Genomic DNA, 23,791 nt, shown 5'->3' with positions numbered 1-23,791 from the left:
AGACTGCCGCGCGTGGCCAAGGTGACGCGGGATGACGTGGCGCGACTTGCGGGTACCTCTACCGCCGTCGTGAGCTACGTCATCAACAACGGACCCCGGCCGGTCGCCCCGGCCACGCGCGAGCGTGTCCTCGCCGCGATCAAGGAGCTGGGCTACCGCCCGGACCGGGTCGCCCAGGCGATGGCGTCGCGGCGCACCGACCTCATAGGCATGATCGTCCCCGACGCCCGCCAGCCCTTCTTCGCGGAGATGGCGCACGCGGTCGAACAGGCCGCCGCCGAGCGCGGGAAGATGGTGCTGGTCGGGAACTCCGACTACCGGGACGAGCGCGAGGTCCACTACCTGCGGGCCTTCCTCGGCATGCGGGTCTCCGGCCTGATCCTGGTCAGCCAGGGCATGAGCGAGCGCGCCGCCTCGGAGATCGAGGCCTGGGACGCCCGTGTCGTACTGCTGCACGAGCGGCCCGAGGCGATCGACGACGTGGCCGTGGTCACCGACGACATCGGCGGCGCGCAGCTCGCCACCCGGCACCTGCTGGAGCACGGGCACCCGTACGTGGCCTGCCTCGGCGGTGTCGAGACCACCCCGGAGGTCGGCGACCCCGTCGCCGACCACGTCGAGGGCTGGCGCCGGGCCATGCTGGAATCGGGCCGTTCGGTCGAGGGCCGGCTCTTCCAGGCCCCGTACAACCGCTACGACGCCTACCGCGTGGCCCTGGAGGTCCTGTCCGGCCCGGACCGGCCGCCGGCCATCTTCTGTGCCACGGACGACCAGGCGATCGGCCTGCTGCGGGCGGCGCGCGAGCTGCGCATCGACGTGCCCGGGGAGCTGGCGGTGGCCGGCTTCGACGACGTCAAGGAGGCGGCCCTCACGGACCCGCCCCTCACCACGATCGCCTCGGACCGCCCGGCGATGGCCCGTGCGGCGGTGGACCTCGTCCTGGACGACGGCCTCCGGGTGGCCGGCTCCCGGCGCGAGCGCTTGAAGCAGTTCCCCTCGGCCCTGGTGATCCGCCGGTCCTGCGGCTGCCGCTGACGCCCGGCTGCGGTCGGGGCTTTCCGGCCGCCGAGGGTCCGGCAGCCCGGCCCCGGACCGCTCGCCGCGGGCACCCCCCCTCAGCAGCTGCACGGCCGGTTGCCGGGTTCGGCGAAGGACGCGACGAGCAGCAGTGCGGCGGCCGGCATGAAGACGAGCACCCCGGTGAAGGCGGCGGCGAACGACCAGCACGCCAGCAGGAAGCCGATGACGAAGCAGCTCCACGCGAACGCCGACGGGGCCTCCCGCAGGACGAGCGGGAGGCGGCGACGAGGGCGGCCAGGCGCTTATATGGGGCATACGCGGTTCTGGCGGGCTTCTCAGCCCGGACTCAGGAAGCTCTCATCAACGGCGGCCACAGTCGTAGCCATGACCGACAGCTTCCGCCGCGAAGGCGAGTACCCGCAGGAGAGCCCGACCCGGCACGCGCCCTTCGGCGAGGACCGGCAGCGGGGGCGCGACCGGCTCGCACAGGACGCCGGTACCGGGGCCTGTCCGCCGCCGCCCGCGTACCCGCCCGCCGCGCCGGGATGGCACGAGGCGCACCAGCCGCCGGTGATCCGGGGCGAGACGGTCCCCACCGCCACCGCCGGCCAGGGCGGGCAGGGCGGCCAGGGGCACGGCGGGCACGTCACCGGCCCGGCCCACGCGGCCGCCCCGGCCCCGCGCGCCAAGCGGCCCGTCGCACTGCTGGCCGCGGTGGCCCTCGCGGCGGCCGTGGTCGGCGGCGGTACCGCGACCGCCGTCCAGCAGCTGACGGGCACCCAGAACGCCTCCGGCGGCGGCGTCGACGGCACCACCGTCTCGCAGTCCCGCAACGGCACCGTCTCCGGCGTGGCCGAGCAGGTCAGCCCCTCCGTCGTCCGCATCGACACGGGCACGGCCTCCGGCCAGGGCACGGGCTCCGGCATCGTCCTGACCGCCGACGGCGAGATCGCCACCAACAACCACGTCGTGAACGGCGCCACGCAGATCCAGGTGACGACGAGCGACGGCAAGAAGTACTCCGCCAAGATCGTCGGCACCGACCCCGACAAGGACCTGGCCCTGATCGAACTCCAGGACGCCTCCGGCCTCAAGCCCGCCCAGCTCGGCGACTCCGGCAGCCTCAAGGTCGGCGAGCAGGTCGTCGCCATCGGCTCGCCCGACCGCCTCACCGGCACGGTCACCAGCGGCATCGTCTCCGCGCTGGAACGCGAGGTGAACGTACCGAAGTCGGAGCAGCGCCCGCCCCGGAGCAGGCAGCAGGGCGGCGCCTGGCCGTTCTCGTACGGCGGTCAGCAGTTCAACGGGAACACCGGCTCCGACACCACCTCGTACAAGGCCATCCAGACGGACGCCTCCCTCAACCCGGGCAACTCCGGCGGCGCCCTCGTCAACATGAACGGCGAGATCGTGGGCATGCCCTCGGCGATCTACTCCCCCTCCAGCAACGCCGACGCCGCCGGCAGCGTCGGCCTGGGCTTCGCCATCCCGGTGAACACCATCAAGGCCGACCTGGACTCCCTCCGCAAGGGCGGCCCCGGCGGCTCCGGCGGAGGCTCCGCGACGGACGGCGGCCGCGGCTCCGGCGACCACGGACTGAGCACCGCCTTCTAGGCCGCGCACCCGGCCCGACCGGCCAGGCACCCCTGGGCCGCCCGGGCTCCCCGGCCCGTCCCGCGGATCACGGCCGACCGGACCGGACCGGCCCCGGCCGCGTGCGACGCTGGGGAGGAGCGCCGCGGGAGGCCACCCGCGCCTCGCCGGACACGGCCCGGACGACCACGACCACCCTGGGGGAGCACCCATGAATCCCGCCGAAGGCGACCAGCAGCGCGTCCTCGTCGTCGACGACGAGCCGGCCGTCCGCGAGGCCCTGCGCCGCAGTCTGGCCTTCGAGGGGTACGCCGTGCAGACCGCCGTCGACGGGCTGGACGCCCTGGACAAAGCGGCTTCGTACACCCCCGGCCTGATCGTCCTGGACATCCAGATGCCCCGCATGGACGGTCTGACGGCGGCCCGCAGACTGCGCGCCGCCGGGAGCGTCACGCCGATCCTGATGCTCACCGCCCGCGACACGGTCGGCGACCGCGTCACCGGCCTCGACGCGGGCGCCGACGACTACCTCGTCAAGCCGTTCGAGCTGGACGAGCTCTTCGCCCGCGTCCGCGCCCTGCTGCGCCGCAGCTCGTACGCGTCCCCGCAGACCGGCGCCGACGCCCCCGAGGACGTGCTGTCCTTCGGCGACCTGCGCATGGACCTCGCGACCCGCGAGGTGAGCCGGGCGGGGCGCGCCGTGGAGCTGACCCGGACCGAGTTCACCCTGCTGGAGATGTTCCTCGCACACCCGCGCCAGGTCCTGACCCGTGAGCAGATCCTCAAGACCGTGTGGGGCTTCGACTTCGAGCCCAGCTCCAACTCCCTGGACGTGTACGTGATGTACCTGCGGCGCAAGACCGAGGCGGGCGGCGAACCGCGGCTCGTCCACACCGTGCGCGGGGTGGGCTACGTCCTGCGGGCCGGAGAGAGCGGGCCCGAGTGAGCCCGGCGGCCAGGTTCCGCGCCCTGCCGCTGCGCTCCCGGCTCGCCCTGCTGGTCACGGTGGCGGTCGCACTGGCCGTGGCCGCCGTGGCCGCCGTGGCCTGGGTGATGGTGCGCACCCAGCTCCGCGACCAGCTGGACAGCTCCCTGCGCGCCACCAACGCGGAGGCGCAGGCCAACCAGGTGGTCCGGTCGATCGGCTGCGTCTCCGTGTCCGGCAGCGCCCTCCCGGAGCGCCCCGCCAACAACCTGAGCGCCCAGGTGCAGATCGTGCTGCCGGACGGCGGCCACTGCTGGGTCGACGGCCGCAGCACCCTGCGGATCAGCGCCACGGACCTGGAGGTCGCGCAGCGGCGGCGCGGGGCCGCCCTCTACGACGCGACCACCACCGAGGGGGTCGCGGTCCGGGTCTACACCCAGCCCGCCCTGCTGGAGGGGCGGGCCGCCGCCCTCTCCGTGGCCAAACCGCTCGCCGACATCGACAAGCCGCTGTCCACCCTGGCCTGGGTGCTGCTCCTGGTCTGCGGCATCGGCGTCGTGGGGGCGGGCGCGGCCGGCCTGTGGGTGGCCCGGACCGGGCTGCGGCCGGTGGACGAACTCACCGGCGCCGTGGAGCACATCGCCCGGACCGAGGACCTCACCGTGCGGATCCCCGACGAGGGCGACGACGAGATCGCCCGCCTGTCACGGTCCTTCAACTCCATGACCGCCTCGCTGGCCTCCTCCCAGGAGCGGCAGGCCCAGCTGATCGCGGACGCCGGGCACGAGCTGCGCACACCGCTGACCTCGCTCCGTACGAACATCGAGCTGCTGGCGCGCAGCGAGGAGACCGGCCGGGCCATCCCGGCCGAGGACCGCAGGGAGCTGCTGGCGTCGGTGAAGGCACAGATGACCGAGCTCGCCGCGCTGATCGGGGACCTGCAGGAGCTGTCCCGGCCGGACGCGGTCTCCCCCGGTCCGCTCGGGGTCGTGGCCCTGCACGAGATCGCCGCGGCCGCGCTGTCCCGGGCCCGGCTGCGCGGTCCGGAGCTGGTATTCCGCTCGGACCTGGCGCCCTGGTACGTCCGCGGCGAGCCGGCCGCCCTGGAGCGGGCGGTGGTCAACGTGCTGGACAACGCGGTGAAGTTCAGCCCGCCGCACGGCCTGGTGGAGGTGACGCTGCGGGCGGGCGAGCTGACCGTACGGGACCACGGTCCCGGGATCCCGGCCGCGGACCTCCCGCACGTCTTCGAGCGGTTCTGGCGCTCCCCCTCGGCCCGCGCCCTGCCCGGCAGCGGGCTGGGCCTGTCCATCGTGGCCCGTACGGCGGCCCGTACGGGCGGCAGCGCCGAACTGCGGGCCGCGGCCGACGGCGGCCCGGGCACGGAGGCGGTGCTCCGCATCCCGGGGGCGCCGACCCCGCCGCCGGCCGGCCCGTCAGTTGTGCCGGATCAGTGAGGCGACCAGGCCGGAGCGGGTGTTCGGGAAGTCCATCGGGACGATGCCGAGCCCCGTCCGGCCGGCCAGCTCCCCGCCGTCCACGAAGGCGTGGACCTGCGGATTGAGCCGGTCGGAGTTCCAGCGCGGCGGCATGTAGGCCGCGGTGCTGGTGTAGTTGACGAAGAGCTTGCCCGGCTGCTGGACGGCCTTGCGGAAGTGGTTCTCGATCCGACCCCGTTTGGCGAAGGGCTCGGCGTTCCAGTCGTCCTGGATGTCGAAGACGTTGCCGTCCCCGTAGCGCAGGCCCGGCAGGCCGCCGTTGTCGGCGAGCAGGACCACCTTGCCGCGGGCCTGCCCGAGCGCGGGCAGGGTGTCGGCGATCCGGAACAGCGGCCGCCAGCCGCGGTGGTCGAGGTAGTCGTCGAAGACGGCGCGGAAGGTGGCGTCGCTGTCGGTGGAGTACTCCTGCTTGAGCCGCATCAGGACGGTCTCGGAGGGGTGCGCGGCGAGGAAGTTCCGGCAGGCGGCGAGCACGTCGCCGAACATCAGGTTCTGGTAGAAGGAGCCGTGGTGGATCGCGAACGATCCGCCCGTCACCCGGCAGCGGACGTCGAGGAAGCGGATCCCGGAGTCCAGCTGTTCGGCGATCGAGGTGTTCTGGCAGGCCACGTAGAGCCCGCCGTGGCGGGCGCCCGCGTCGTGGGTGCCCGGGATGGTCATCCGCTGCAGGGCGGTGGCGTCACCGAGCCCCGCCATCCAGTCCTGGGTGCCGAGGGCGGTGCCGGCCGCCACGGCCGGTGCGCCGGCGCCGAACGCCAGGGCCGCTCCGGCGGCGACGGCCCCGGCGAGGAACCCCCGCCGGGCGACGCCGACGGGCCCGCCCGCCCCGGGGCCCGCGGCCGGGGCCGCGATCCGCCCGGCCCCCGTCCCCGTGACCTCGCTCGTGCTCGCGCCCGTACCCGCACCCGTGCCCGGTGCCACGCCCATGCCCGCCCCTTTGCCGACCCAGTGGTGGCACCGGATTATGGCGTGCGGAACCCGGGTTTACTACCCGTCGGTAGCAGTCAGCTTTCGAGCAACTCGACCATCGTGCGCAGCCCTTGGAGGATCTCGCTGCCGCTGGGCGCCTGCGCCGGGTCGGTCAGGGTCTGCACCATCACCCCGCTCAGCAGCGCGATGTGCATCGAGCCGAGGGCCCGTACGTCCTCCTCCGCGACCTCGCCCTCCGGGACCCCGCGCAGCGCGGCGGCCACCATCCGGCGGTTGACGCGCTGCCCCTCGGCGAGGGCGGCGAGCAGTTCGGGCGAGGACTGGGCGTGCACGAAGGCCTCGACGCCGGCGGTCCAGAGCCAGCGCATGTCCCCGAAGTCCTGGATCTTGCGGTCCCACATGTCGGCGTACCGCTCCTCGGCGCTGTCGCCCTGCCCCGCCAGCCGCCCGGACCCCGCGGCCCACTCCTCCATGGCGGCGAACAGCGCCTGGTTGAGCAGCGCCTCCCGCGACCCGAAGTGGTAGCCGATCGCGGCCATGCTCACCTGCGCAGCCGTGGCGATGTCGCGCACGGTCGTCCGCAGGTACCCCTTCTCCTCCAGGCAGCGGCGCGCTCCGGCCAGCAGGTCCTCGCGATTTCCCATGCCGGGATCGTAGCCGCGCGGGTTTTGGGCAAGCGCCCTAGACGGTTGTATTGCGCGCTTGCCCAAATCCTGGCAGGCTTCAGGAGGACACCGGCAGGACCCGGACCCGGGCCCGGCCGGCGGAGCGACCACGACACGGGGAGACGAAGACGCATGCGACACGAGCTGAAGATCGACGACCGCACCCTGTCCTACCTGGACTTCGGCGGCCCCGGCCGCCTGCTCCTCGCCCTGCACGGCGGCCTCTCCGAAGGCGCCCACTACGCCGGCCTGGCCGCCTCCCTCGGCGACGCCTGGCGGGTCATCGCCCCCGACCAGCGCGGCCACGGCGACTCCGACCGCGCCGCCGAGTACAGCCGCCGGGGATACGTCTGCGATGCCGTCGCCCTGCTGGAGCACCTGGACCCCGGCGGGCCGGTCGCCGTCCTCGGCTTCTCCCTCGGCGGGATCAACGCCTACCACCTGGCCGCCGCCCGGCCCGACCTCGTCGCGGCACTGGTCAACGTCGACGCCCCGGTGGAGGGCGCCGAGGGCCCCAGTCCCTTCGACTTCCTGCACCACCTCCCGTACACCGCACCGACCCGCGAACAACTCGTCGCCGCCTGCGGCCCCTTCGGCGAATCGGTCGCGCCCTCGCTGCGGCAGCTGCCCGACGGCAGCGGCTGGCGGCTGCCGTTCCATCCGCAGGACACGCTGGCCACCCTCGCCGAGTTCCGCGCCCCCCAGTGGGACGTCTGGACCGCGAGCCGCTGCCCGGCCCTGCTGATCCACGGACGGCGCAGCCAGGCGCTCCCGCAGGAGCAGGCCGACGCCATGACCGCGCGGCGACCCGGGACCTCGTACGCCGGACTCGACACCGGCCACTTCGTCCCCTTCGAGGACCCCGAGGGCTTCGACGACGCCGTCGCCGCCTTCCTGGCGACCCTGTAGGACCCCCCGGCGGCCGGGCCGGGCGGGAACGCCGGAGGGGCGGCGGGCCGATGGCCCGCCGCCCCTCCAGGGGTACCGCGACGTCCTACTTGACGACGGTGATCCGGTTCGCCGCCGGCGGGGCGATCGGGCTGCCCTCCGACGAGTTGTTCGTCAGGTAGGCGTTGAAGCAGTCCAGGTCGGACGCGCCCACCAGCTTGTTCCTGTGCTCCTTCAGGACGGTGAAGCCGTCGCCGCCGCCCGCGAGGAACTCGTTCATCGCGACCCGGTAGGTCCTGGCCGGGTCGATGGCCGCGCCGTTCAGCTTCACCGAGTCCACGACGATGCGGTCGGCGCCCGTCTTCGTCATGTCCAGGGTGTAGGTGAAGCCCTTCGAGACCTGGAGGATCTTCGGGTTCACCCCGTTGACGGGACCGCTGACCTGCTGCTGGAGCGCGGTGACCAGCTGCGCGCCGGTCAGGTCCACCACGTTCATCATGTTGTTGAACGGCTGGACCGTGAAGGACTCGCCGTACGTCACCACACCGTCGCCCTCGTCACCCGAGGCCTTGAAGGCGAGGTCCGAGCGGATGCCGCCCGGGTTCATCAGGGCCAGCTCCGCGCCGCCCTTGTCGGCCGGGGCCAGCGCCTCCAGCTGCGCGTCGGCGATCAGGTCACCGAGCGGCTTCTCCGGTGCGTCGGAGCCGCGGCCCGGGATGTCGGCCGCGATGAAGCCCTGCGGACGGCTGGCGATCGGAGCCGCCAGCGCGTTCCAGCGCTGGATCAGCTCGGTCATGTCCGCGGCCTTGGGCTGGTCGCGCGTGACGACCTTGTTGACCGGCTTCGGCGAGGCGACCGGCGTACGGACGATGTCCTTGGTCTGCCGGTCGTAGGTCAGCGTGGTGTCCGTGTACAGGCGGCCGATGGAGGCGGCCGAGGTGACCGTGCGCGGGTTGCCCGCCGGGTCCGGGATGTTGCACGCGTACGCCTGGTGCGTGTGGCCCGTCACCAGCGCGTCGACCTTGGCGTCCACGTTCTTGGCGATGTCCACGATGGCACCGGAGATGCCGGCGCCCGCGCCCGGGACGTCGCAGTCGTAGTTGTACGCGCCGCTCGCGGGCAGACCGCCCTCGTGGATCAGCGCGACGATCGACTTCACGCCCTGCTTGTTCAGCTCGGCGGCGTACTTGTTGATCGTCTCGACCTCGTCACCGAACTTCAGGCCCTTGACGCCCTCGGCGGTCACGACGTCCGGGGTGCCCTCCAGGGTGACGCCGATGAAGCCGATCTTCACGTCCCCCTTCTTCCAGACGAAGGTGGGCGACATCAGCGGACGCTTCGTCTTCTCGTCGGTGACGTTCGCGGCGAGGTACTGGAACTCGGAGCCCGTGAACTCCTTGCCGGGCTCGAAGCAGCCCTCGACCGGGTGGCAGCCGCCGTACGCCATGCGGCGCAGCTCGGCGCGGCCCTCGTCGAACTCGTGGTTGCCGACGCTGGAGACGTCCAGGTCCAGCTTGTTCAACGCCTCGATGGTCGGCTCGTCGTGGAAGAGCCCGGACAGCATCGGGCTGCCGCCGATCATGTCACCGGCCGCGGCGGTGACGGAGTACTCGTGGCCCTTGCGGGCCTCGCGCAGGCTGGTCGCGAGGTACTCGGCCCCGCCCGCCGGTATGGCCTTGGTGGTGCCGTCTGCCTGACGTTCGCTCACGTTGCCCGAGGAGCCCTGCGGGGGCTCCAGCGTGCCGTGGAAGTCGTTGATCGACAGCATCTGCACATCGACGGTGCGGCTCTTGCCGGCACCAGCGCCGACGGCCCCGGCCGGAAGCGCGGCGGCGACCATCGCCCCCGCTCCGGCCGTGACGGCGATGGCGGTGAGGGTCAACCGGCGGGCGCGGCGGTGCCGTTGTGGCGTCGCTGACATTTAATCCCCTTTGTGGACAGCGATACAGCTTGGGAGGTCCGCCGAAGCCTATGGTCAACGCGCGTAGCACGACAGGGGGTATCGGGTATCGAGGTGGTTACGCACAGAAGACGGACCGACGCCGGGCCCGCGCTCCGCCACGCGCCCGCCGCGGTCGTAGGCTCGTGCCATGACTGACGCAGCAGCGGCCCTGGAGCCGGGACGGCAGATTGAGACCCTCGAGGAACTGACGGAGGAGCAGGCCGATGCCGTGCTCGCGCTGATCGAGGACGCGGCGCGTACCGACGGCACCACCGCCGTGTCCGAGCAGGGGCGCCTCCAGCTGCGCGGCGGCCCGCGCGAGGGGATCCGGCACTTCCTGCTCACCGTCGCCGGCCGGCTCGTCGGATACGGGCAACTGGAGGACACCGACCCGGTGGAGGCCCCCGCCGCCGAGCTCGTCGTCCATCCCGCGCTGCGCGGCCGCGGCCACGGGCGGGCGCTGGGCACGGCCCTGCTGGCCGCCTCCGGCAAGCGGATCCGGGTGTGGGCGCACGGCGGCAAGTCGGCCGCCCGCCACCTCGCGCAGGTCCTCGGCCTGACCCTCTTCCGCGAGCTGCGCCAGCTGCGCCGCCCGCTCTCCGCCGGCGACCCGCTGCCCGATCCGGTGCTGCCGCCCGGGGTGACCGTACGGACCTTCGTGCCCGGCTCCGACGACACGGCCTGGCTCGCGGCGAACGCAGCCGCCTTCGCGCACCACCCGGAGCAGGGGGCGCTGACGCAGCGGGACCTGAACGACCGGATCGCGCAGCCGTGGTTCGACGCCAAGGGCTTCTTCCTCGCCGAGCGGGAGGGCGAGATCGTCGGCTTCCACTGGACCAAGGTCCACGCGGAGCAGCAGCTCGGCGAGGTCTACGTGGTCGGCGTCCGCCCCGGCGCCCAGGGCGGCGGCCTCGGCAAGGCCCTCACCGCGATCGGCCTGCGCCACCTGGCGGCCCAGGGCCTGCCCACCGCCATGCTCTACGTGGACGCCGACAACCCGGCGGCCCTCGCCGTCTACGAGCGCCTCGGCTTCACCACGCACGAGGTCGACCTCATGTACCGCACCGAGAGCTGACGCAGCCGTGCGCCGCGGGGCGCGGTCCGGGACACCCCGGACCGCCCCGGCGACGCACCGCCGGTGCGGGACGCGCCCGTACCGCCGACGACGCACCGCACCGACCGCGCGCCTCGGCACCGGCACCGCACCGCCTGCGCACCGGTACCGCACCGGGCGCACCGCCTCCGGACCGGCGCCGCGCAGCCCTGCACCGGCGGCCCCGGCGCCGACGCCGCGCGCCCTGCACCAGCCTCGCCGCCCCGCTGACGGCACCGCACCAGCCCCGCCCCGGCACCGCGCACGGCCCGGTCCAGCAACACCCCGCGCACCCCCGCGCACCCTCGTACGCCCCCGCACACCCTTGCGCCAGCCTGACCCGGGAAGCCATACGCCATTCACCAGGCATTAAGACGCGCTTGCGACGCTCCCCCCATGCAGCCCCGACTCCGCCTGACGGCCGACCGTTCCGACGCGCCCGTCCTGCCGCGCGCGCGGAACAATGGAGTCATGAGCCACCAGCCCAGCGCAGGCCCCACCGAGGTCCCCGCCCAGCACACGTCTCACACCCCCGCCACCGGCGGCCCGGCCGGTCTCGCGGTCACCGGAGCGCACGCCCGCCTAGGCTCCATCTCCGCGCACCGCCCCCACGTCGACCTCGAACCCGATCTCGACGCCGACCTGGACGCCTACGACGCCAGGGACGGCGACGAGCTGCCCCCGGGGCGCTTCCTCGACCGTGAGCGCAGCTGGCTGGCCTTCAACGAGCGGGTGCTGGAGCTGGCCGAGGACCCGACGACCCCGCTCCTGGAACGCGCGAACTTCCTGGCGATCTTCGCCAGCAACCTCGACGAGTTCTTCATGGTCCGCGTCGCCGGCCTCAAGCGCCGCATCGCGACGGGCGTCGCCACCCGATCGGCCTCAGGCCTCCAGCCCCGTGAGGTGCTGGACCTGATCTGGACGCGCTCGCGCGAGCTCATGGCCCGCCACGCCGCCTGCTTCCAGCAGGACATCTCCCCGGCGCTCGCCGAGGAGGGCATCCACCTGATCCGCTGGCCCGACCTCACCGAGAAGGAGCAGGCCCGGCTCTTCACACTGTTCCGGAACCAGATCTTCCCGGTCCTCACCCCGCTGGCCGTGGACCCCGCGCACCCCTTCCCGTACATCTCCGGCCTCTCCCTGAACCTGGCCGTCGTCGTACGCAACCCGGTCAGCGGCCACCGCCACTTCGCCCGGGTCAAGGTCCCGCCGCTCCTCTCCCGCTTCCTGGAGGCCTCCCCGCAGCGCTACGTCCCGCTGGAGGACGTCATCGCCGCGCACCTCGAGGAGCTGTTCCCCGGCATGGAGGTGCTCGCGCACCACATGTTCCGCGTGACCCGCAACGAGGACCTGGAGGTCGAGGAGGACGACGCGGAGAACCTGCTCCAGGCCCTGGAGAAGGAACTCATGCGGCGCCGCTTCGGGCCGCCGGTGCGCCTGGAGGTCGAGGAGTCCATCGACCCCGGCGTACTGGACCTCCTCGTGCAGGAGCTGAAGGTCAACGCCTCCGAGGTGTACCCGCTGCCCGGCCTGCTGGACCTGACCGCGCTCTTCGGGATCGCCTCGCTGGACCGGCCGGAGCTGAAGTACCCGAAGTTCATCGCGGGCACCCACCGCGACCTCGCCGAGGTCGAGTCCGCGTCCGCACCCGACATCTTCGCCGCCCTGCGCGAACGGGACGTCCTGCTGCACCACCCGTACGACTCCTTCTCCACCTCGGTGCAGGCCTTCCTGGAGCAGGCGGCCGCCGACCCGGACGTCCTCGCCATCAAGCAGACCCTCTACCGCACCTCCGGCGACTCCCCGATCGTGGACGCCCTCATCGACGCGGCCGAGTCCGGCAAGCAGGTCCTCGTGCTCGTCGAGATCAAGGCCCGCTTCGACGAGCAGGCCAACATCAAGTGGGCGCGCAAGCTGGAGGAGTCCGGCTGCCACGTCGTGTACGGCCTCGTCGGCCTCAAGACACACTGCAAGCTGTCCCTCGTCGTCCGCCAGGAGGGCGACCAGCTGCGCCGCTACTCACACGTCGGCACCGGCAACTACCACCCCAAGACCGCCCGGCTCTACGAGGACCTCGGCCTGCTCACCGCCGACCCGCAGGTCGGCGCGGACCTCTCCGACCTCTTCAACCGGCTCTCCGGCTACTCCCGCCGCGAGACCTACCGCCGGCTGATGGTGGCGCCCCGCTCGCTGCGCGACGGGCTGATCGCGCGGATCGACAAGGAGGCCGCCCACCACCGGGCCGGCCGCCCCGCGTACGTGCGCCTGAAGATGAACTCGATCGTCGACGAGGCCCTGATCGACTCGCTCTACCGGGCCGCCCAGGCCGGTGTGCCCGTCGACATCTGGGTCCGCGGCATCTGCGCGGTACGGCCCGGGGTACCCGGCCTCTCGGAGAACATCCGGGTCCGCTCGGTCCTCGGCCGGTTCCTGGAGCACTCCCGCGTCTTCGCCTTCGGCAACGGCGGCGAGCCCGAGGTGTGGATCGGCAGCGCCGACATGATGCACCGCAACCTCGACCGCCGCATCGAGGCACTGGTCAGGGTCGCCGACCCGGCCCACCGCGCGGCACTGGACCGGATGCTGGAGACGGGCATGTCCGACGCCACGTCCTCCTGGCACCTGGGCCCGGACGGCGAATGGACCCGGCACAGCACGGATGCGGAGGGCCAGCCGCTGCGGCACGTACAGGAGACGCTCATAGACGCCCGGAGGCGCCGGCGTGGCTCAGCCAAACCATGACCCGACCGCCGGCGCGGGCGACGTGCTCGGCGCCTACCTGCGCGGACAGGCCACCGCTTTCCTGCGCGCCCTGCGCCTCCACGGCGAGGGCGTGCAGGGCGGGCCGGACGGCGTCGCCGAAGCCGCTGCGGCGCGCAGCCTGCGGGGGGCCGCGCGCCGGATCAGCGGATCCCTGGCCACCTTCCGGGGGGTGACCGAGTCCGCCTGGGCCGACGGGCTGCGCACCGAGCTGGTGTGGCTGTCCTCGACCCTGGCGGACGAGCACGCGTACGCGGCCCGGCTGGCCCGGCTGATGGAGGCGCTGCACCGGCTGTCGGGATCCCCGGACGTCCCCGGGCCGCGCTCCTCCGCGGGCGCCCTCACGGTCGGCTCGGCACGGGCCGGCGCGCTGCTGGAGCGTCAGCTGACCCTGGCCCGCACCCGCGCCCACTCCGCCACGCTGCAGGCCCTCGGCTCGGCCCGGTTCCACGCGGTGGCGGACGCGGTGGCGGTCCTGGCCTCCGAGGTGCCGCTGGACGCGGTCGCGGCGCAGGGCCGGGTCGCGGAGGTCCTCGTACCGCTCGCGGAAGTGGCCGAAAGCCGACTGTCCGCGGCGGTCGCGGTACTGCCCCCGGTGGACGGCGCCCACCCGTACAACTGCGACGACGACGGCCTCTGGCACGAGGTGCGCCGCCTCCTGCGGGTCCACCGGTACGCCCGGGAGGCCCTGGGCGAGGACGTGACCCGGCTGGCGGCCGCAGGCGAGGCCCTGGACCGCCACCGCGACGCGGCCGAGGCCGCCGCGGCCTCGGCGACGGCCGCCCGCACCCCGCGCATCGCCCCTGCCACGGCGTATGCGCTCGGCGTGCTGCACGCGGACCAGCGCCACGAGGTCGAAGCGGCCCGCGGCGCCTTCCAGGAACTCTGGCTTCCGCAGCCTGCCGCCACGCCGGGATAACGGCCGGATAACGGATCATTGCTGCGGAACGCCATCCGGCGGAGGCGCACCGGGTCGTCCGCCACGGTTCACCGTCCGTTCACTCGGCCCGGTCGGCGGCTTCACCTGTTCTGCCTAATTTCAGACGTGCACGGTGTGAACCGCCCGCGGACCGGGCGGCCCGGCCGCGCGACCCACGTAGTCCTCTTCGCACGCCGCCCCGACACAGAAAGCGGCCGGCGGCTTCTGGAAGGAACACCCGAAAGTGAAGCTTCAGCGCAAGAACATGCTTCGTGCCTCCGCCCTCGGGGCGCTCGTCGTGTCCGGCGCCCTGGTCCTCACGGCGTGCGGCTCGGACGACAACACCAAGGACAACGGCTCCGCGGCCAGCAAGCCGGCGGCCGGCACGGGTGACGTCAAGTGCGACGACGCCAAGGGCAAGCTCCTGGCCTCGGGCTCGTCCGCGCAGAAGAACGCGGTCGACCTGTGGGTGAAGAACTACATGGCCGCCTGCCCCGGCGTCGAGGTGAACTACAAGTCCTCCTCCTCCGGTGAGGGCATCGTCGCCTTCAACCAGGGCACCGTCGGTTTCGCCGGCTCCGACTCGGCGCTGAAGCCGGAGCAGGTCGAGGAGTCGAAGAAGATCTGCACCGGTGGCCAGGGCATCGACCTGCCCATGGTCGGCGGCCCGATCGCCCTCGGCTTCAACGTCGCCGGCGTGGACAAGCTGACCCTGGACGCCCCCACGATCGCCAACATCTTCAACGACAAGATCAAGAAGTGGGACGACGAGGCGATCAAGAAGCTGAACCCCGGCGTCACGCTTCCCGGCACCGCGATCCAGCACTTCCACCGCTCCGAGGACTCGGGCACCACCGAGAACCTGGGCAAGTACCTCAAGGCCGCCGCCGGTGACGCCTGGCCGCACGAGGCCGCGAAGAAGTGGCCCGCCCCGGGCGGCCTCGGCGCCTCCGGCTCCGCGGGTGTCGCCACCCAGGTCAAGCAGGTCGACGGCTCCATCGGCTACTTCGAGCTCTCCTACGCCAGCGCGCAGAACATCAAGACGGTCGACCTGAACACGGGTGCCGCCGCCCCCGTCAAGGCCACCGGCGAGAACGCCTCCAAGGCGATCGCCGCCGCCAAGATCTCCGGCACCGGCAACGACCTGGCACTGAAGCTCGACTACGCCACCAAGGCCGAGGGCGCCTACCCGATCGTCCTGGTGACCTACGAGGTCGTCTGCGACAAGGGCAACAAGGCCGAGACCCTGCCGACCGTGAAGTCCTTCCTGAACTACACCGCGTCCGACGCGGGCCAGAAGGTCCTCCTGGACAACGGCTACGCGCCGATCCCGGCCGAGATCAACGCCAAGGTCCGCGAGATCATCGCCTCGCTGGCCTAGTCCCGAGCCCGAGGCCCGGTCCGCTCCCCCGTCCGGGGGCGGACCGGCCCGGGACCCTTCCCCCTCCACCCGGGGAATCCGGTGCACCGCCGCCCGGGGGCCTCGCCCCCACCCAGACCGGAAAGACCATGGCTTCCACCACACCCACCCAGTTGGACCAGGCTCCGCCTGTCGCCAAGAGCGCGAGGTCCACCGGCCGAGCCGGTGACAAGATCTTCGCCGGGCTCTCCAAGGGCTCCGGCATCCTGCTCCTGGTGATCATGGCGTCGATCGCCGTCTTCCTCACCTACCGCGCCTCGATCGCCCTGTCGGAGAACGAGGGGAACTTCCTCACCACCTTCGACTGGAACGCGTCGGCCGACCCGCCCGTCTTCGGCATCGCCGTCCTCCTCTTCGGCACCGTCGTCAGCTCGATCATCGCGATGGTCATCGCGGTCCCGATCGCCGTCGGCATCGCCCTGTTCATCTCGCACTACGCGCCGCGCAAGATGGCCTCGCCGCTCGCCTACGTGGTCGACCTGCTGGCCGCCGTACCGTCGATCATCTACGGCATCTGGGGCGCCCTCTTCCTCGTACCGCAGCTGGCGGGGCTGAACCTCTGGCTCGACCAGTACCTGGGCTGGACCTACGTCTTCGACAAGTCCCAGGTCGGCGTCGCCCGCTCGATCTTCACCGTCGGCATCCTGCTCGCGATCATGATCCTGCCGATCGTGACCAGCGTCAGCCGCGAGGTCTTCCTCCAGGTCCCGCGCATGAACGAGGAGGCCGCCCTGGCCCTCGGCGCGACCCGCTGGGAAGTCATCCGGATGTCGGTGCTGCCCTTCGGCCGCTCCGGAGTCATCTCCGCCTCGATGCTCGGCCTCGGCCGCGCGCTCGGCGAGACCATGGCCGTCGCGACCGTCCTCTCCCCGAGCTTCCTGATCTCGCTGCACATCCTCGACCCGGGTGGCGGAACCTTCGCGCAGAACATCGCCGCCAAGTTCGACGAGGCCAACGAGTTCGGCCGGGACGCGCTGATCGCCTCCGGTCTGGTCCTCTTCCTGCTCACCCTGCTGGTCAACGGTGCCGCTCGACTGATCATCGCTCGCCGCAAGGACTTCTCGGGGGCGAACGCCTGATGAGCCACACACTCCAGGACCCGCGGCCCACGACCCGCAGGTCCGCCGCACCCGCCGGCCTCACCCGGGGCGGCCTGCCCCGCTGGGCCCCGGCCGGCATCGCCGTCCTCTCGGCCGGCCTCGGCAGCGGCATCGGCCTCGCCTTCGACCTCCACAGCAAGATCCAGTGGGGGCTCCTCGCGGCGCTGCTGTTCGTCGCCGTCACCTACACCGCCAGCGCGCTCGTCGAGAACCGCCGCCAGGCCAAGGACCGCGTCGCGACCTCCGTCGTATGGGTCTGCTTCATCCTCGCGGTCGTCCCGCTGCTCTCCCTGATGTGGACCACGATCAGCCGCGGCATCAAGGTCCTCGACGGGAACTTCCTCAGCCACTCCATGAACGGCGTGACCAGCTTCGAGGAGGGCGGCGGCGTCTACCACGCGCTGATCGGCACCCTGGAGCAGGTGGGCCTCGCCACCCTGATCGCCGCGCCGATCGGTCTGCTGACCGCCGTCTACCTGGTCGAGTACGGCAAGGGCTCGCTCGCCAAGGCCGTGACCTTCTTCGTCGACGTCATGACGGGCATCCCCTCCATCGTCGCGGGCCTGTTCATCCTGACGACGTGGAACCTGATGCTCGGCTTCGGCCCCTCCGGCTTCGCCGGCGCCATGGCCCTGTCGATCCTGATGATGCCCGTCGTGGTCCGCTCCACCGAGGAGATGCTCAAGCTCGTCCCGAACGAGCTGCGCGAGGCCGCCCTGGCCCTCGGCGTGCCGAAGTGGCGCATGATCCTCAAGGTCGTGCTCCCCACCGCCATCGGCGGCATCTCGACCGGTGTCATGCTGGCTGTGGCACGCATCGCCGGCGAGACCGCTCCGATCATGCTGCTGGTCTTCGGCGCCCAGCTGATCAACAACAACCCCTTCGAAGGCGCCCAGTCCTCGCTCCCCCTCTACATCTGGGAGCAGTACAAGGTCGGCAGTGAAGCCTCCTACGACCGGGCATGGGCCGCAGCGCTCGTCCTGATCGCCTTCGTCATGATCCTGAATCTGGTGGCCCGCGGCATCGCCCGCTGGAAGGCACCGAAGACCGGTCGCTGACGCGACCGAAGAAAGCGAAGTGACCCCCATGGCGAAGCGAATCGACGTCAGCGGACTGTCCGCCTTCTACGGCAGCCACAAGGCCATCGACGACATCTCGATGACCGTAGAGCCCCGTTCCGTGACCGCCTTCATCGGCCCCTCGGGCTGCGGCAAGTCCACCTTCCTGCGCACCCTCAACCGCATGCACGAGGTCACACCCGGCGGCCGCGTCGAGGGCAAGGTGCTCCTGGACGACGAGAACCTGTACGGCCCCGGTGTGGACCCGGTCGCGGTCCGCCGCACCGTCGGCATGGTCTTCCAGCGCCCGAACCCCTTCCCCACCATGTCGATCTTCGACAACGTGGCGGCGGGCCTGCGGCTGAACGGCAGCTTCAAGAAGTCCGAGCTGAGCGACGTCGTCGAGAAGTCCCTCCAGGGCGCCAACCTCTGGAACGAGGTCAAGGACCGCCTGAACAAGCCCGGCTCCGGCCTCTCCGGCGGCCAGCAGCAGCGTCTGTGCATCGCCCGCGCCATCGCGGTCGAGCCCCAGGTCCTGCTGATGGACGAGCCCTGCTCGGCCCTCGACCCGATCTCCACCCTCGCGATCGAGGACCTGATCGGCGAGCTGAAGGAGCGCTTCACGATCGTCATCGTGACGCACAACATGCAGCAGGCCGCCCGCGTCTCCGACCGCACCGCCTTCTTCAACCTCTCGGCGGTCGGCCAGCCCGGCAAGCTCATCGAGATCGACGACACGGACCGGATCTTCTCGAACCCGTCCGTGCAGGCGACCGAGGACTACATCTCCGGCCGCTTCGGCTGAGCCCGGGATGTGACGCACGTCCTGCGGTGCTGCATGGCGGTGCCACCGCAGGACGAAAGGAAAAGGGCCGGCTCCCCCTGGGTGGGGGGAGCCGGCCCGCTTTCCTTCCTGGCCTAGACGAAGGCCAGGTTCACGATCCAGAAGCTGACGGCGGCCACCAGGGCCGCGGCGGGCATCGTGATGAACCAGCCCAGGATGATGTTCTTGGCGACGCCCCAGCGGACGGCGTTCACCCGCTTGGTCGCCCCCACGCCCATGATCGCCGAGGTGATCACATGGGTGGTGGAGATCGGCGCGTGGAAGAGGAACGCCGAGCCGAACATGATCGACGCACCGGTGGTCTCGGCCGCGAAGCCCTGCGGCGGGTCCAGCTCGATGATCTTGCGGCCGAGGGTGCGCATGATGCGCCAGCCGCCCGCGTACGTACCCAGCGACAGCATCACGGCGCAGGCGACCTTCACCCACAGCGGGATGGCGTCGTCGGCCGTCTGCACGTCGGAGATGACCAGCGCCAGCACGACGATGCCCATCGTCTTCTGCGCGTCCTGCAGACCATGGCCGAGGGCCATGCCCGCCGCGGACACCGTCTGCGCGATACGGAAACCGCGCTTGGCCTTGTGCGGGTTGGCCCGGCGGAACATCCACAGGATGACCACCATCACCAGATAACCGGCCACCAGGCCGACCACGGGCGAGATGAACATCGGGATGACGATCTTGTCCAGCACGCCGTCCCACAGGACGCCGATGCCGCCGGCCAGCGCCGCTCCCACCATGCCGCCGAACAGCGCGTGCGAGGAGGACGAGGGCAGACCGAAGTACCAGGTGATCAGGTTCCAGACGATCGCGCCCACGAGCGCAGAGAAGAGGATCCACATGCCCCGGTTGCCGTGGGGCGTCTCGATCAGGCCCTTGCTGACGGTCTTGGCGACCCCGCTGCCCAGGAAGGCACCGGCGAGGTTCATCACCGCGGCCATGGCGAGCGCGGCGCGCGGGGTCAGCGCGCGGGTCGAGACCGAGGTCGCGATCGCGTTCGCCGAGTCGTGGAAACCGTTGGTGTACGTGAAACCGAGCGCGACACCGATGGTCACGATCAGAGCGAAGGTGTCCACGAGGTTCAGGACTCCTTGACCGCGATGGTCTCCACCGTGTTCGCGACGTGCTCGAACGCGTCGGCCGCCTCTTCGAGCACGTCGACGATCTGCTTGAGCTTCAGCACCTCCATGGCGTCGTACTTGCCGTTGAAGAGCTGGGCGAGCAACTTGCGGTGGATCTGGTCCGCCTGGTTCTCGAGGCGGTTGACCTCGATCCAGTACTCGGTCAGGTTGTCCATCGTCCGCAGGTGCGGCATGGCCTCCGCCGTCAGCTCGGCGGCGCGCGCCAGCACCTCGATCTGCTGCTCGACGCCCTTGGGCAGCTCCTCCACGTTGTAGAGGACGACCAGGTCGACGGCCTCCTCCATGAAGTCCATGATGTCGTCGAGCGACGAGGCCAGGTTGTAGATGTCCTCGCGGTCGAACGGCGTGATGAAGGAGGAGTTCAGCTGGTGGAAGATCGCGTGGGTGGCGTCGTCCCCCGCGTGCTCCGCTGCCCGCATCCGCTCCGCGATCTCGGCCCGGGCGGAGGATTCCGCTCCGAGCAGTTCCATGAGGAGCTTGGAGCCCGTGACGATGTTGTCCGCGGATGCGGCGAACATGTCGTAGAAGCTCGTCTCCCTGGGGGTCAGACGAAATCGCACGTGAGGTCCTCGGGGTGCATTGGATTCGGTCAGGCTGATGCTAGGCGCATCCCCCTGCCACGGCTAACCGGCAGTTCCCCAGTGTCCTCCATCAGGCAGAGTGAGGACGACGGACCCCTGTCCGTGCCACCAGGGCCCAGTACCCTATACCCACGAGGGGTATCCAGTCCCCTCGTTCCGGACCAGACCACGGGAGGACGCATGACGGCCATCGAGGCGGAGGGCTCCGGAGCCGAGACCGGCACGGCCCCGGCAGTACACGGGTACCACCACCAGAAGGACGAGCACCTGAAGCGGCTGCGCCGCATCGAGGGCCAGATCCGCGGCCTCCAGCGGCTCGTCGACGAGGACGTGTACTGCATCGACATACTCACCCAGGTCTCGGCCAGCACGAAGGCGCTGCAGTCCTTCGCGCTCCAGCTCCTGGAGGAGCACCTGCGCCACTGCGTCGCCGACGCGGCCGTCAAGGGCGGCGCCGAGATCGACGCCAAGGTCGAGGAAGCCACCAAGGCCATCGCCCGCCTCCTGCGCACCTGACCCCCCGCGCCTCCCACCCCGCGGACCCGTCTACGGGCCCAGCAGGACCTCGTCGATCCGGTCCAGGCTGAGCCGCTCCTCGTCGGCCGCGGAGGCCGCGATGATCAGTTCGCCGCACAGCTCGATCTCGGCGAGGGCCACGTGGTCCTGCACCGTCATGCCGCCTGCGGGAGTCACGCGTGTCACCTCAATCTGCCGCCATCGCCCGAAGGCGCTCGGCTTCTCAGCGTAGGGAGGACCCGGTGCGGCGCGCATGACACGGATGGACCATTTCCGGAAACCCGGCATGGCCCGAACGCGCCGCCCGGAAGCCGCCCGCCCGGCTATTCCGCGATCTTCCCGGCATAGATGTCCCCGCTCGCGGGCAGGACGACGTTCACCGGCGTCCCGAATCCGTACAGCAGCGTGGTCGAGGAGACATCGATCACGCCCTTGTTGACATAGCTGAAGCGGTGCCGGACCTTCCGCATCCGTCCCTCCTCGTCCAGGTAGACGTCGAAGGGCACGGTGTCCGTGCTGAACCCTTTCGCCGCCGCCTCCAGCGCCCCCTTCACCTCCGGCGAGGCGCTGCGAGCGGCCCGCCCGATGTCCGTGGTCCCCCGGTAGTGCCGCACCTTGGTGCCCGCCACCTCGGTCTCCCCGACGTACGTCACCTCCTGCGCGCCCCGCAGCAGCTCGGCCGCGGCCAGCGGGTCGGTGGCCCCGCCCGTGACCAGGTTCCCGTCGGGGAGGGCCGTCGTGTCGACCCGCACCCACTTGTCGTCGGGGACGCCCGCGCCCCGGTTCTTCATGTAGAGGGCGCCGGGTGCGAGCAGCTCGGTGATCGGCCGGTGCCCCGGCTTGCCCGTCACATCGGCCGGGAGCATCACCAGGAGCTGCCCCATCCGCTTCGTGAAGTCGACGCCGCCCTCGCCGTGGATCGTGACCCGGGTGCCGCCCGTGGCCATCTCCATCGCCGTACGGGCCTGGGCGCTGCCGGTCTTCGCCAGCGCGTCGGCGGCACCCCGCACCACCGCCGCCGCGTCCGCCGGGGGCCGGTCCTCGGCGCGGCCGCCGCCGTCGCCCCCGCACCCGCCGGTCGCCGCGACCGCGAGGCCGACGCCGAGGACGAGCACCGCCTCGCCCGCGCGCCCGCGCCGCCGCCTGTGCTGGTGCACCACCATCGCCTGCCAACCCCCAACGCATGACCGCTGCTTGCCCGAGGCCCCCACCCGCTCCGCTTAACGAGGCCTGAGGTTTCCCGTCACGGGCCACTGCCCTCCCCGGCCCGCGCACGCCCCGGGTACCTTGGGTGGGTGGAACCGCACACCGAAGCGACCCCGCTCCTTCCGCTTGCCTGCGCGCCGCTCCCGGGCCTGCCGCTCCAGCCCGGGGCCGGGAGACCGCCGCAGCCGTCCGGCGGCCCGCACAGCACCTCCACCGCCGAACGCGGGGCCTTCTGCCTCGCGGTCTGCACCTGCGGCTGGTCCGGGCCGGCCCGCCGCTCCCGCGACCTGGCCCGCAAGGACGCCACCCGGCACACCGCGCAGGAGTAGCCCCGGCCCGGTCCGTACGGCGCGTCGCCCGTTCGGACGGCCCGGCTGGCCGACCTGCACCCGAGCGGATGCCCTTGACTCATGCCAGGACCCGCAGCCCGCTCCGCGGCCCTCCTCTGGGCCCTGCTCCTCGCGCTGACCCCGGCCGCTCCGGCCTGGGCGCGTCCCGCGGGCTCGGCGGACGGTCCCGGCGACGTCGCCCTGGCCATCGGGCTGACCACCGCGGCGGCCCTGGCCACCGGACTGTGGCTGCGCTCCCGCTACCGCCGCGCGAACGCCCGGACCACCGAGGAGGCGGCCGGCCGGAACACGAACGGCGGCGACCCGGGCAGCGGGGGCGGCGACCGGTGACGCCACGGCCGCGCCCGCCCGCGGTGCGGCTGTGCTTCGGGGCCGCCGGGTTCTGCCTGCTGGTCGCCGTACTGCTCGCCGTGTGGGACGCGTACGGGACCGCCTGAACCTCAGGCCGCCAGGCCGCTCTCGTGGGTGCGCTGGTCGGCCTGCGGGGACGGGGCCTGCGGCAGGTCGACGGGCCGGGGCAGGCCCCCCTTCCCGGTACGGACGAGGAGGGCGGTGCGCGGGGAGCGGGCCAGCGCCCGTACCGGCGGGGTCAGCAGCGCCATCGCGAGCGGGGCGAGCAGCAGGACGACGGCGGTCCCCAGTGCGAAGCCGCCGATCACGTCCGTCGGGTACTGCACGCCCACGTACACGCGGCAGAAGCCCTCCAGGAGGGCGAGCCCGATGCCGATGAACCCGGCCCTGCGGTTCGCCACGAACAGGCCGACGCCCAGGGCCATCGCGAGGGTGGCGTGGCCGCTGACGAAGGAGAAGTCCGTCGCCGCCAGGCCCGGCCCGGTCTCCAGGTAGGGATCGAGGACCTGGACGGAGGGGTGCTGCCGGAACGGCCTCGGCCGCGCGACGAATTCACGCAGCGGCATGTTCACGAGCAGGGCCAGTCCGGCGGCGAGCGGGGCCCACACGAGGGCGGTGAAGGTCTCGACGGCCGTGGCGTCGTCCTGCCGGCGCGCACCGCGCCAGCACCAGAGGACCAGGAGCACCAGCGTGAGCAGGATCCCGTGGGCGCCGGCCAGGGTGACGGCCCGGTCGAACCAGTCGGGGGCGTGCCGGGCGATCCCGTTGATCTCGTACAGCAGGCTGACATCCACGTTCGGCCCACCAGTCGTGAGTCCAGCCATGGTTGCGGCCCCTTGCTCTTGCCGTGGTTCCCCTGCGGGCGCACCACTGCGTGCGCCCCTTCGCCCCCACTTGATCAAGCCCTGCGTCCATGGAACGCCGGTTCTGACAGCTACGTTCCACTCTCCACCGAATGATCACTTCAACGTTATCGAAGAGTGACTCATCGT

Annotated in this window: 23 protein-coding genes; 15 read left to right on the top strand and 8 right to left on the bottom strand. The window is 72.0% G+C overall.

The window, feature by feature from the left end; genetic code table 11:
* Positions 1-12: 12 nt before the first annotated feature.
* The 4 genes from ACFWUZ_RS20275 (at position 13) to ACFWUZ_RS20260 (ending at position 4,995) form a co-directional block, all read left to right on the top strand.
* Entirely contained in the window at positions 13-1,035 is a 1,023-nt protein-coding gene (locus ACFWUZ_RS20275; protein ID WP_384374377.1) for a LacI family DNA-binding transcriptional regulator, read from the top strand.
* Positions 1,036-1,404: 369 nt separating this feature from the next.
* Positions 1,405-2,634, top strand: coding sequence for a S1C family serine protease (locus tag ACFWUZ_RS20270; protein ID WP_384374374.1), 1,230 nt, complete (start codon positions 1,405-1,407; stop codon positions 2,632-2,634).
* A gap of 190 nt (positions 2,635-2,824) precedes the next feature.
* The gene (locus ACFWUZ_RS20265) at positions 2,825-3,559 is read left to right on the top strand and encodes a response regulator transcription factor (protein WP_384374371.1); all 735 of its coding nucleotides are present in this window, start codon (positions 2,825-2,827) and stop codon (positions 3,557-3,559) included.
* Positions 3,556-4,995 (top strand): sensor histidine kinase, encoded by a 1,440-nt coding sequence (locus ACFWUZ_RS20260; protein WP_384374368.1) that lies wholly within the window; start codon positions 3,556-3,558, stop codon positions 4,993-4,995. The genes ACFWUZ_RS20265 and ACFWUZ_RS20260 overlap by 4 nt, the downstream gene beginning before the upstream one ends.
* Here ACFWUZ_RS20260 and ACFWUZ_RS20255 read toward each other — a convergent pair.
* Positions 4,975-5,964 carry a phosphatidylinositol-specific phospholipase C gene (locus tag ACFWUZ_RS20255; RefSeq protein WP_384374365.1) on the bottom strand — a complete coding sequence of 330 codons (990 nt, stop codon included), beginning with the start codon at positions 5,962-5,964 and terminating at the stop codon, positions 4,975-4,977. The genes ACFWUZ_RS20260 and ACFWUZ_RS20255 overlap by 21 nt on opposite strands.
* Positions 5,965-6,041: 77 nt before the next feature.
* Positions 6,042-6,611 carry a TetR/AcrR family transcriptional regulator gene (locus ACFWUZ_RS20250; RefSeq protein WP_384374362.1) on the bottom strand — a complete coding sequence of 190 codons (570 nt, stop codon included), beginning with the start codon at positions 6,609-6,611 and terminating at the stop codon, positions 6,042-6,044.
* Positions 6,612-6,764: 153 nt separating this feature from the next.
* Here ACFWUZ_RS20250 and ACFWUZ_RS20245 point away from each other — a divergent pair, with 153 nt between their 5' ends.
* Positions 6,765-7,541 (top strand): alpha/beta fold hydrolase, encoded by a 777-nt coding sequence (locus tag ACFWUZ_RS20245; RefSeq protein WP_384374359.1) that lies wholly within the window; start codon positions 6,765-6,767, stop codon positions 7,539-7,541.
* A gap of 85 nt (positions 7,542-7,626) precedes the next feature.
* On the opposite strand, the gene ACFWUZ_RS20240 is transcribed toward ACFWUZ_RS20245, so the two are convergent.
* Entirely contained in the window at positions 7,627-9,441 is a 1,815-nt protein-coding gene (locus ACFWUZ_RS20240) for a bifunctional metallophosphatase/5'-nucleotidase (RefSeq protein ID WP_384374356.1), read from the bottom strand.
* Between the two features lie 169 nt (positions 9,442-9,610).
* Between ACFWUZ_RS20240 and mshD the strand changes: the two genes are divergently transcribed.
* From mshD to pstB, 7 genes are all read left to right on the top strand, one after another.
* Entirely contained in the window at positions 9,611-10,537 is a 927-nt protein-coding gene (gene mshD, locus ACFWUZ_RS20235; protein WP_384374353.1) for a mycothiol synthase, read from the top strand.
* Positions 10,538-11,026: 489 nt separating this feature from the next.
* Complete coding sequence (locus ACFWUZ_RS20230) at positions 11,027-13,297, top strand: RNA degradosome polyphosphate kinase (RefSeq protein WP_384374351.1); 2,271 nt, start codon at positions 11,027-11,029, stop codon at positions 13,295-13,297.
* The gene (locus ACFWUZ_RS20225; RefSeq protein ID WP_384374349.1) at positions 13,278-14,234 is read left to right on the top strand and encodes a CHAD domain-containing protein; all 957 of its coding nucleotides are present in this window, start codon (positions 13,278-13,280) and stop codon (positions 14,232-14,234) included. Before ACFWUZ_RS20230 ends, ACFWUZ_RS20225 begins: the two co-directional genes overlap by 20 nt.
* 244 nt (positions 14,235-14,478) lie before the next feature.
* Positions 14,479-15,615, top strand: a complete 1,137-nt coding sequence (gene pstS, locus ACFWUZ_RS20220; protein ID WP_384374346.1) for a phosphate ABC transporter substrate-binding protein PstS — start codon at positions 14,479-14,481, stop codon at positions 15,613-15,615.
* A gap of 128 nt (positions 15,616-15,743) precedes the next feature.
* Complete coding sequence (pstC, locus tag ACFWUZ_RS20215) at positions 15,744-16,733, top strand: phosphate ABC transporter permease subunit PstC (protein ID WP_384374343.1); 990 nt, start codon at positions 15,744-15,746, stop codon at positions 16,731-16,733.
* Complete coding sequence (pstA, locus tag ACFWUZ_RS20210) at positions 16,733-17,812, top strand: phosphate ABC transporter permease PstA (RefSeq protein ID WP_384374340.1); 1,080 nt, start codon at positions 16,733-16,735, stop codon at positions 17,810-17,812. The genes pstC and pstA overlap by 1 nt, the downstream gene beginning before the upstream one ends.
* 28 nt (positions 17,813-17,840) lie before the next feature.
* On the top strand, positions 17,841-18,617 hold the full coding sequence (gene pstB / locus ACFWUZ_RS20205; protein ID WP_384374337.1) for a phosphate ABC transporter ATP-binding protein PstB: 777 nt from the start codon (positions 17,841-17,843) through the stop codon (positions 18,615-18,617).
* Between the two features lie 113 nt (positions 18,618-18,730).
* Here pstB and ACFWUZ_RS20200 read toward each other — a convergent pair whose 3' ends face one another.
* Positions 18,731-19,729: an anion permease gene (locus tag ACFWUZ_RS20200; protein WP_384374334.1), complete on the bottom strand. Its 999-nt coding sequence runs from the start codon at positions 19,727-19,729 to the stop codon at positions 18,731-18,733.
* A gap of 5 nt (positions 19,730-19,734) precedes the next feature.
* A complete protein-coding gene (locus tag ACFWUZ_RS20195) occupies positions 19,735-20,355 on the bottom strand; it encodes a DUF47 domain-containing protein (protein ID WP_384374331.1) in 621 nt (206 codons plus the stop codon).
* Between the two features lie 201 nt (positions 20,356-20,556).
* Here ACFWUZ_RS20195 and ACFWUZ_RS20190 point away from each other — a divergent pair, with 201 nt between their 5' ends.
* Positions 20,557-20,892 carry a metal-sensitive transcriptional regulator gene (locus tag ACFWUZ_RS20190; protein WP_384374328.1) on the top strand — a complete coding sequence of 112 codons (336 nt, stop codon included), beginning with the start codon at positions 20,557-20,559 and terminating at the stop codon, positions 20,890-20,892.
* Between the two features lie 30 nt (positions 20,893-20,922).
* On the opposite strand, the gene ACFWUZ_RS20185 is transcribed toward ACFWUZ_RS20190, so the two are convergent.
* On the bottom strand, positions 20,923-21,069 hold the full coding sequence (locus ACFWUZ_RS20185; RefSeq protein ID WP_167347275.1) for a hypothetical protein: 147 nt from the start codon (positions 21,067-21,069) through the stop codon (positions 20,923-20,925).
* A 146-nt stretch (positions 21,070-21,215) separates the two neighbouring features.
* Positions 21,216-22,055: a hypothetical protein gene (locus ACFWUZ_RS20180; protein WP_384374325.1), complete on the bottom strand. Its 840-nt coding sequence runs from the start codon at positions 22,053-22,055 to the stop codon at positions 21,216-21,218.
* A gap of 132 nt (positions 22,056-22,187) precedes the next feature.
* Between ACFWUZ_RS20180 and ACFWUZ_RS20175 the strand changes: the two genes are divergently transcribed.
* Together ACFWUZ_RS20175 and ACFWUZ_RS20170 are read left to right on the top strand one after the other, a co-directional pair.
* Positions 22,188-22,427, top strand: a complete 240-nt coding sequence (locus tag ACFWUZ_RS20175) for a hypothetical protein (protein WP_384374322.1) — start codon at positions 22,188-22,190, stop codon at positions 22,425-22,427.
* Between the two features lie 81 nt (positions 22,428-22,508).
* Positions 22,509-22,778: a hypothetical protein gene (locus ACFWUZ_RS20170; protein ID WP_384374319.1), complete on the top strand. Its 270-nt coding sequence runs from the start codon at positions 22,509-22,511 to the stop codon at positions 22,776-22,778.
* 110 nt (positions 22,779-22,888) lie between these two features.
* On the opposite strand, the gene ACFWUZ_RS20165 is transcribed toward ACFWUZ_RS20170, so the two are convergent.
* Entirely contained in the window at positions 22,889-23,623 is a 735-nt protein-coding gene (locus ACFWUZ_RS20165; RefSeq protein WP_384374316.1) for a phosphatase PAP2 family protein, read from the bottom strand.
* Positions 23,624-23,791: the final 168 nt, after the last annotated feature.

It is taken from the genome of Streptomyces sp. NPDC058646, assembly GCF_042716875.1.
Lineage (GTDB): Bacteria > Actinomycetota > Actinomycetes > Streptomycetales > Streptomycetaceae > Streptomyces.
This window is presented reverse-complemented; position numbering and strand designations above follow the sequence as displayed.

Coding starts and splice junctions, on each gene's coding strand:
- pstB (WP_384374337.1), top strand. CDS start 17,841: ATGGCGAAGCGAATCGACGTCAGCGGACTGTCCGCCTTCTACGGCAGC.
- ACFWUZ_RS20230 (WP_384374351.1), top strand. CDS start 11,027: ATGAGCCACCAGCCCAGCGCAGGCCCCACCGAGGTCCCCGCCCAGCAC.
- ACFWUZ_RS20250 (WP_384374362.1), bottom strand. CDS start 6,611: ATGGGAAATCGCGAGGACCTGCTGGCCGGAGCGCGCCGCTGCCTGGAG.
- ACFWUZ_RS20240 (WP_384374356.1), bottom strand. CDS start 9,441: ATGTCAGCGACGCCACAACGGCACCGCCGCGCCCGCCGGTTGACCCTC.
- pstC (WP_384374343.1), top strand. CDS start 15,744: ATGGCTTCCACCACACCCACCCAGTTGGACCAGGCTCCGCCTGTCGCC.
- mshD (WP_384374353.1), top strand. CDS start 9,611: ATGACTGACGCAGCAGCGGCCCTGGAGCCGGGACGGCAGATTGAGACC.
- pstA (WP_384374340.1), top strand. CDS start 16,733: ATGAGCCACACACTCCAGGACCCGCGGCCCACGACCCGCAGGTCCGCC.
- ACFWUZ_RS20255 (WP_384374365.1), bottom strand. CDS start 5,964: ATGGGCGTGGCACCGGGCACGGGTGCGGGTACGGGCGCGAGCACGAGC.
- ACFWUZ_RS20245 (WP_384374359.1), top strand. CDS start 6,765: ATGCGACACGAGCTGAAGATCGACGACCGCACCCTGTCCTACCTGGAC.
- ACFWUZ_RS20165 (WP_384374316.1), bottom strand. CDS start 23,623: ATGGCTGGACTCACGACTGGTGGGCCGAACGTGGATGTCAGCCTGCTG.
- ACFWUZ_RS20190 (WP_384374328.1), top strand. CDS start 20,557: ATGACGGCCATCGAGGCGGAGGGCTCCGGAGCCGAGACCGGCACGGCC.
- ACFWUZ_RS20270 (WP_384374374.1), top strand. CDS start 1,405: ATGACCGACAGCTTCCGCCGCGAAGGCGAGTACCCGCAGGAGAGCCCG.
- ACFWUZ_RS20170 (WP_384374319.1), top strand. CDS start 22,509: ATGCCAGGACCCGCAGCCCGCTCCGCGGCCCTCCTCTGGGCCCTGCTC.
- ACFWUZ_RS20180 (WP_384374325.1), bottom strand. CDS start 22,055: ATGGTGGTGCACCAGCACAGGCGGCGGCGCGGGCGCGCGGGCGAGGCG.
- ACFWUZ_RS20265 (WP_384374371.1), top strand. CDS start 2,825: ATGAATCCCGCCGAAGGCGACCAGCAGCGCGTCCTCGTCGTCGACGAC.